At 46.0% G+C, this 7,574-nt stretch carries 6 protein-coding genes; 1 reads left to right on the top strand and 5 read right to left on the bottom strand.

All coding sequences use genetic code 11. The features are described 5' to 3' along the window. From ACRQQK_RS13910 to pncB, 5 genes are all read right to left on the bottom strand, one after another. The coding region (locus tag ACRQQK_RS13910; RefSeq protein WP_457512386.1) for a type VI secretion system Vgr family protein at positions 1–1,652 on the bottom strand (1,652 nt) is incomplete at its 3' end. Positions 1,653–2,388: 736 nt separating this feature from the next. Next, positions 2,389–3,528, bottom strand: a complete 1,140-nt coding sequence (locus tag ACRQQK_RS13905) for an amidohydrolase (protein ID WP_457512338.1) — start codon at positions 3,526–3,528, stop codon at positions 2,389–2,391. A gap of 30 nt (positions 3,529–3,558) precedes the next feature. Beyond that, positions 3,559–4,032 carry a heme-degrading domain-containing protein gene (locus ACRQQK_RS13900; RefSeq protein ID WP_457512336.1) on the bottom strand — a complete coding sequence of 158 codons (474 nt, stop codon included), beginning with the start codon at positions 4,030–4,032 and terminating at the stop codon, positions 3,559–3,561. Next, positions 4,029–5,069 (bottom strand): oxidoreductase, encoded by a 1,041-nt coding sequence (locus ACRQQK_RS13895; protein ID WP_457512334.1) that lies wholly within the window; start codon positions 5,067–5,069, stop codon positions 4,029–4,031. The genes ACRQQK_RS13900 and ACRQQK_RS13895 overlap by 4 nt, the downstream gene beginning before the upstream one ends. 110 nt (positions 5,070–5,179) lie before the next feature. Continuing rightward, positions 5,180–6,487, bottom strand: a complete 1,308-nt coding sequence (gene pncB, locus ACRQQK_RS13890) for a nicotinate phosphoribosyltransferase (RefSeq protein WP_457512332.1) — start codon at positions 6,485–6,487, stop codon at positions 5,180–5,182. Between the two features lie 301 nt (positions 6,488–6,788). Between pncB and ACRQQK_RS13885 the strand changes: the two genes are divergently transcribed. Next, the gene (locus tag ACRQQK_RS13885) at positions 6,789–7,505 is read left to right on the top strand and encodes an NUDIX hydrolase (RefSeq protein WP_457512330.1); all 717 of its coding nucleotides are present in this window, start codon (positions 6,789–6,791) and stop codon (positions 7,503–7,505) included. Positions 7,506–7,574: the final 69 nt, after the last annotated feature.

Here is a 7,574-nt window from a genome sequence, read left to right as displayed (position 1 = left end):
ATTTTATTACGGCTTTCCCCTTCCACCGTCAGGTGATGATTATTCTTGATGTGGGTAAAGTGGTCATTTTCTACTGTCAGGTGTTTATCGTGTTTAATATGCGTGGTGTGGTCATTTAAGATATCCGCTTCAAAATCTTTTTGTGCATGCAGGTACACTTTCTCTGATTCCGCTTGGTCTTCAAAGCTCAACTCGTTAAAGCCTTGCCCTTGGTGTGTTTCGCTGCGCAAGACGGTTTTGGTCTTATGCTCAGGGAGCACATACGGTGGGGTATTGGTCGCATGATAACTACGTCCGATGATAATGGGTTGGTCTGGGTCACCATTGAGAAAGTCCACAATCACTTCATGCCCAATGCGTGGTATTGCCATCATGCCATATTGTGCCCCCGCCCAGCCTTGTGAGACCCTTACCCAACAAGAGCTATGTTCATCTCCAGAGGAATACCTATCCCATGGAAAATGAATCTTCACTCGTCCATGTTTGTCACAGTAGATTTCTTCCCCTTTTGGTCCCACCACAAGGGCTATCATTGGACCATCGACTTGCGGTTTAGGTTGCGGTGTGGCTCGCCAAGTGAGCGTTGCCGGAATGAGTGTGAACGTATTCTCATACGTGGTGGCACCTTCTCCTCCGGATTCTTCAAGCGCTTGGTCTTGCGTGCCTTTACAGGTGACGGAAACCACCACCCAATCTTGGTTCATCTCTTGGGATAAATGGTCTTGAAGCTCAAATCGTACCCCCGTACGAATCTGCATATGATTACTTTGCCCCGTGGCGATATGAGCTTCTCGGCGCAAGTAATCGAGACGGACCTGACTGAAGGCTTTTCCACTCGTATCGTCTTTGTAGCGCCCTGGCGCATCAAAGTGCTGATAGCCTTCTCGTTGATATGCCATCTCCGTACCGTGCTGGGTTTGGGATAAGCTGTAATCGGGCTTTTTAAAACTGTAGTCTTGGAGTGATACTTCGGAGGTTTCCGATTGGGTGCGTCTTTGCAGCCCAGAAATGTACGCCTCATCCACAACACCACCAGCGGTATTGTGATAAGGAATGGGCGCCTCCAGTTTGGGCAATGACTCTGAATTGTCACTAAAGAGTATGGTATGTTTACCTTGGTTGTGTTCAAAGCTGTACACCAAGCCTTCCTCTGCGGCTAGGCGCTGCACAAAGGCCAAATCCGTTTCACGGTACTGCACGCAAAACTCACGCACAGGGAGCGATCTGGTCAGCGAAAACGCATACTCCTGAACACCCATTTCCGAGAGTAGAACCGTAATGATGTCCTTAACGTTTTTCTGCTGGAATATGCGGCTGTTATGACGAAGAGATAAACGCTCTAACGCAGGCACCAACGTGAGAGAGTAGAAGGTGTGATGATGCCCAATGTCGCCTTGAGTAAACTGGCGAATAATCCCGTGTACTCGCTGTGTCAACTCACCATTGCGATAGAGTTTGAGCTCTGCCTGCATATCCACCATTTGCTCAGGGGATAAATCGGGGCGGCGGCTTGCCAGCGCTATCTCGTATCGAAAGCCGTAGTAGTCCAGAGATAGACCATCCGACAGTGTTTCTTGCCCTTCAAAGCCTCGAACTACGAGACTGTCGTCGTCTAATCCATCAACGGTGAGCGTGTAATGCAGCGTTGTCATGCGTTTTCCTTCATACCACTGAATACCCACCATAAGCAATAATCGAACCAACATCAATATCATTAAAAATCAATAATTTAGAACAACATAATACTTCAACAAGCAAGAAGTTGCTCAAACGGGGCAACTTCTTGCTCAATTGAGCAAAAAGTTGCCCGAAGCGAGATCACGTTACTTATATCTGCCCGTGCGACCTGAAGTCGTAAGAAGCGTTGTTCACCACGACAAGTGTGAACTCTCTGTATCACCAGATGACACTGGAATTCTGAATAAAGCAGAGGAAGTGGTTAATACGCTATGGCCAAAATGGCAATGAGAGTCGGAAAGGTGATGGTGTGTTTGTAGCTCATCGCGTTAAATGATTTTTGTCCATAAACGATTTATCTACTCAAATTCCTCAAAACCTGACCACAAAAGGTTCTAAACGCTCCTTCTGGGTAATCCTTCGTTTATATCCGTAATGTAAAAGTCGTTTTAACTACACCAGCCATATCGAGTGGCGTTTAATAATTTCACATTCTAGATTCGAAAACTAAATCATGTTCGTGAATACCAAAGGCAAAGATGCCAAAGCGCCAGAACTTAAATCTGTTGGCTAGGTGGAGGTGAAAGATTCATTTCGGAATGTGGTCGGTTCGTCGTTGAAATCATTAAGTGGGCATCAAATAACAAACACCCTTAGTTTACATAAGCTTATTTCAATAACGTCATCTTAAGATGCCGCTATTGTTTAGGTTTAAGCTCTGTTTAAACCATTAATCTGTTCAATAAGATCTGCGAATACCGCTTTGCCAACTGGAATTAACTCATCTGGGAAATCGTAATCGGGGTTATGCAGTTGTGGGCTTTTGCTGCCTGAGCCGAGCACAAACATCGCGCCCTCTTTTGCAACCGCAGTAAACTGTCCGAAATCTTCCGACCAGCGCATTGGTTCCTTAAGAATATGGCAAGGTGTCTGAGTGCTTTGACACGCTTTCACCACCAGCTCGGCACCCAGTTGCGAGTTCACACTGGCCTGAAAAACATCCTGCCATTCCAGCGACCACGTTAGCCCATTTTGCTGTGCCAGTTCCTGCGCAATTTCTGTTGCTGCATGAACCAAACTCTCCATTGCTTCGTTAGTTTCACTGCGCAGCGTCGCCATAACAACTGCATCACCCGGTGATGTACCAAAAGCAATTTCGCCAAGAGATGCATGAATAACGGTCACCCAACTTCTCTGAGTATGGGTTTCAGGTAAGGCAGCCAAGGATTCAATAATGCTGCACATCGCCAAAGCAGGACTGACGCCATTTTCCGGATGAGCTGCGTGAGAGGTTTTCCCTTTAAGGCGAACAATCATGCCGCGAGATGCGCAGTTAAACGAACCGGATTTTACCGCGACATGCCCTAACTCCAACCCCGGATAATTATGCAAAGCAAAAGCGAAGTCCGGCAGATAACTGGAAAACGAAGGGTCATTCACCATATTAATTGCACCTTCTCCCGTCTCTTCTGCTGGTTGAAAGGCGAGAATAACGCGACCAGCTTTTGGCTTGTTTTCGGAGAGCATTTCACCCAATGCGGTCACAATTGCCATATGACCATCATGACCACACTTGTGCGACACACCCTGATGAACCGAGCGATGAGCGAAGTCATTACACTCTTCGATGGGTAGCGCATCCAACTCACAACGAATTAACGTTGTGGGCCCTTTTTTGAAACCGTTAAAGACGAAAGCAACGCCATGACCGCCAAGAGAAGAAACCATTTCATCGGGCTGGAAACGCTTAAACACATCTTTGACACGATGAGCGGTTTGATGCTCATGGTTTGAGAGTTCAGGATGCTGGTGTAGCGTGCGTCTAAAATTACTCCACGTTGTTTGAGACATAATTCACGACCTCCTTGTCGTTCTCAGTATTTATTGTGCTATTTGAGATTCCAGCGCTTGCTTCATTGCCTCGGTTACCAGCTCATGATCTTCCAGAGAGGCCAACCCAGATGCCGTTACCGCTCCCACTAAACCAGAACCTTTGATTCGGATTGGGAATGAGCCACCGTGAGCACAGTATTCATTCGGGTCAATGTGTGGCTGAGTTTCAAATACCCGCTTCTTACCCTCATTGTAGAGTGACAAGTAGTAAGTACTTTTGCCATAACACAGCACTGAATTACGCTTGCGACGAATCCAATCCAGCTGATCCGCACTCGAACCCATCATGCAATATTGAAATAAGGTTTGGCCGAAACCAAACACTTCTATCGATATCGACGCGCCTTTTTTCTCGGCAAGCGTTTTAATGCAGGAGCCCAACTGCCAAGCAACATCTTGGTTGAAATATTCCAACTCAAGCTGGTGTTCTTGTTCAATCAAGCTTTCTAGGGTGTAACTCATAGGTTCACCGTTAGCGTTTGACCCGTTTCGCTGCTTTCCATCGCCATCTGAATTAAGGTGATATTTTTCAGTGCTTCCGTCGCTGGTACAGGGTTTTCTGTTCCAAGGCGAATAGCCGATGCAACAGCCTTAAAGTACAGTTCGTAGCAGCCGTGTTCGGTAGTAATCGTGTGAGATTCATTTTCCAGATACAGTTTGCCGTACGATGATTCCTCTTCTTTCGCCCAGCCTGATGCGTTTGGCTCCACGCCATCTTTTAGACACTGCTCTTGCGGGTCTAATCCGTATTTTTCATATTTACCCAAGGTGCCTAATACCTTGTACCGTAAGTTCGGCTCTGGGCTATACATGTTGCCGTGCAAGTGAACCAGACGTTCTGGATAATGCAGAATAAGATTGAAGTAGTCGTTGGTGGTCGAACTCGGACGCATATTTCTGCATTGTGCATTGATGGCTTGTGGCATCCCGAATAGCATAAGCGCCTGATCCAGCAAATGAGGCGCTAAATCAAACAGAATACCGCCTCCGTCAGCGGACATTTCTCTCCAGCGTTGACGAACTTCCGGACGGTAGCGATCGAAGTGAGATTCAAACAATTTCACTTCGCCAAGGCGGCCCTCATCAATGAGTTTTTTTACTGTAAGAAGATCACCATCCCAGCGGCGGTTGTGGAACACGCTCAGCACGAGTCCTTTCTCTTCAGCCAGAGCAATCAGCTCTTCACCCTCTTCCACTCTAGTAACAAACGGCTTTTCAACGATAACGTGCTTGCCATTTTCCAGAGCGCGTTTTGTCAGTGAGTAATGCACATCGTTTGGCGCGGTGATGATCACCAGTTCTGCATCACTGTTATCTAGTAATTCATTCGCATCAGCAAACCACTTCGCTTGCGGCCAGTCAGCTTCCACACTCGCTTGTTGACTGGAGCTGATAGCGGATAACTCTAACTCTGGTAACGCTTTGATAAATGGGAGGTGGAAGGTTTTTGCTGAAAAGCCGTAACCAATAACAGCTGTTTTTACAGGAGTGAAACTCATATCAAAGCAATCCTTTTAGAGGCGAAATGAAACCGGTATCGTGACATAAAAATAAAGCCCTCTCTAGTGAAAAAACCAGAGAAGGCTTATTTAATGGTATGACTGACGGATTAAGCAGCGACGATGTATTTACGCGTGATCTGCTTTTGTTTCTTGAGAGATTTAATCAAGGCATCGATATCGACTTCAATATCGAATCTGCGCTTCAGGTTGGCGAGAAACAGCGGGTCTTCACACATGGCTTTTTCCGGCTCATCACTGATCTTCGCCACAGGTCTGCCATTGCACTCTGTCAACTTAATCACGATAGAAAGTGGCTTGTAGCTCTTGCCCTGCTCATTTTGCCAACCTGCGAGATCGTTAGTCAAAAACGTACCGATACCGAAGGAAATCTGAACTCGACCTGCAAAGTATTCGCACAGATCCAACGCTTCATTGAAGTTCAATCCGTTGGAGAAAATGAAGATTTTCGTTTTCGGATCAATACCAAGGCTTTCATAGTGAGCAATCATTCGATCACCCCACTTAAACGGGCAACCGGAATCATGTCTAACGCCACTGTAGGCTTTAGCCAAATGCATATTGAAGTCATTGATGAAAGCATCAATCGTAAGTGTATCTGTTGGTGCAATAGCGATCTGGCCTTCAAAGGCGTTTAGCCATTGTTCAAGTGCCACGCGCTGAGAATCACGTACATTCACTAACGCTTGATGCCCCATGAACCACTCGTGGGCGATAGTGCCAATTGGTTTTAAATCAAACTCACGGGCAAAGTGGCAGTTACTGGTACCCAATAACAATTCCGGTATTTCTTTTTTCAGATGCGCCATCACATCTCTTTGCACCTGACCGGAGAAGCGGCGACGCGTACCCATTTCGGTTAGTGAGAAATTGGTAATGCCGCGTTTAGCGATTTCTGATTTCAGCAACGCTATTTTCTCGGCAAACACTTGCATTGGCAGTTCAGCAGGCACATCAGCCCAACGGCGACGGTTGCGAACTTCAGACACAATCGCCATCACTATGGTTTCGTACAAGATGGTGTCACGCCAAGAACCTTGAATGCTGATTCGCAGCTGATGTTTACCGTCCTGTTTAACCACATCTAACTCAACCTGACGTTCAGGCTGGAAGTGGAAATAGCGTAAAGACTGAATGAACGACGGCTTCAAATGCGGGAAATGAGCGCCTAAATACGCGATATCGGCATCCGAGAATCTTAAAGAAGACAGATGAGCAATTTCTTCACCAACTTCTTCCAATAAGTCACTGACATCTTCATCGCTACGAACAATCAGTTCATAACGCACTTGTGCATCAGGATAATTGGAATGAATCGCCTGCATCATATTGATTTTATAGGCATCTAAATCCAATAGACTGCGGATGATTTGAGGAGAGAATAGGCGATTACTCATGATGCCTTCCTTCTGTTTACTGCAAGGAGTGGTTCGCGTTAGTAACATTTTGTTCCTAACTTTGCCATGAACAATAATTCAACCCTTTTAGTTTGTCAAACTTTGTTACAAACCACACAAAAAGTAGCGTTTTATAGCTCTGGAACTCGTCTGCATTGATTCATTTTAATTACAGAGACTTATTGCAACTGCCTACATCTTTTCTCAAATTTCTAATCTAGTTTGTCACGATATGTTATTTACATTGACCCTCAATATTCACTTGCCTAGAATGGTGCCACCAAATGTCAGGATTCTTATTATGATTGTTACCATTGATATGGTTTGCCTTCGTCTCGCACCATCGGGGATTCAGACCCTACTCGTAAAACGCTGTAACCCAAACCGCCCTGACTGCGGTAAATGGGCGCTGCCGGGCGGATTCGTTTACGACGAAGATATGACCAGTCAAGGTGGTGAGCCCGCAGATGAAGATTTCAATTCTGCACACCGAAGAATCTGTCGCCAAAAGATACACACCTATCCCAATTACATCAGCGATCCTCTGGTGGATGGTAACCCTAAACGAGATCCGGAAGGCTGGAGCATCAGTATTTCTCACTATGCGCTTCTCAATCCATCCAATGTTCAGCAAATCGAAAATGCAGGAACAGACAAAAGCCGCGCGGATTGGTTTGACTTGCCACCTTTGCTTGAGGAAAAACTGGAACTGGCTTTTGACCACGTCGCACAAATTCAGCACGCATGGAAAAAGCTTAGAGCGGCGGTGGAATATACCTCTGTGGTTCTGTTCCTATTGGAAAAAGAATTCCTGGTGGCAGACATTATTGATGCCTACAGCAAGTTTGGCGTTGAAGTAAACCGTATGACCATCAAGCGACGCTTAATTGATACTGGCATCATTGTCAGTGCCAACAAAATTGCGGCCTCGAGCAAAGGCAAAGGCGGCAAACCTGCAAACGTATATAAATTAGCGACCAGCGAAGTGAGCTATTTCCAGACTTGCCTGCGTGGTTAAACCGCCCATTTTTAGTGCGCCTAAATTTTATTCACAATCGCTATTGCGCCCGCAACATTGCTGAGTAAT

Source organism: Vibrio sp. C8 (assembly GCF_054051265.1).
This window is presented reverse-complemented; position numbering and strand designations above follow the sequence as displayed.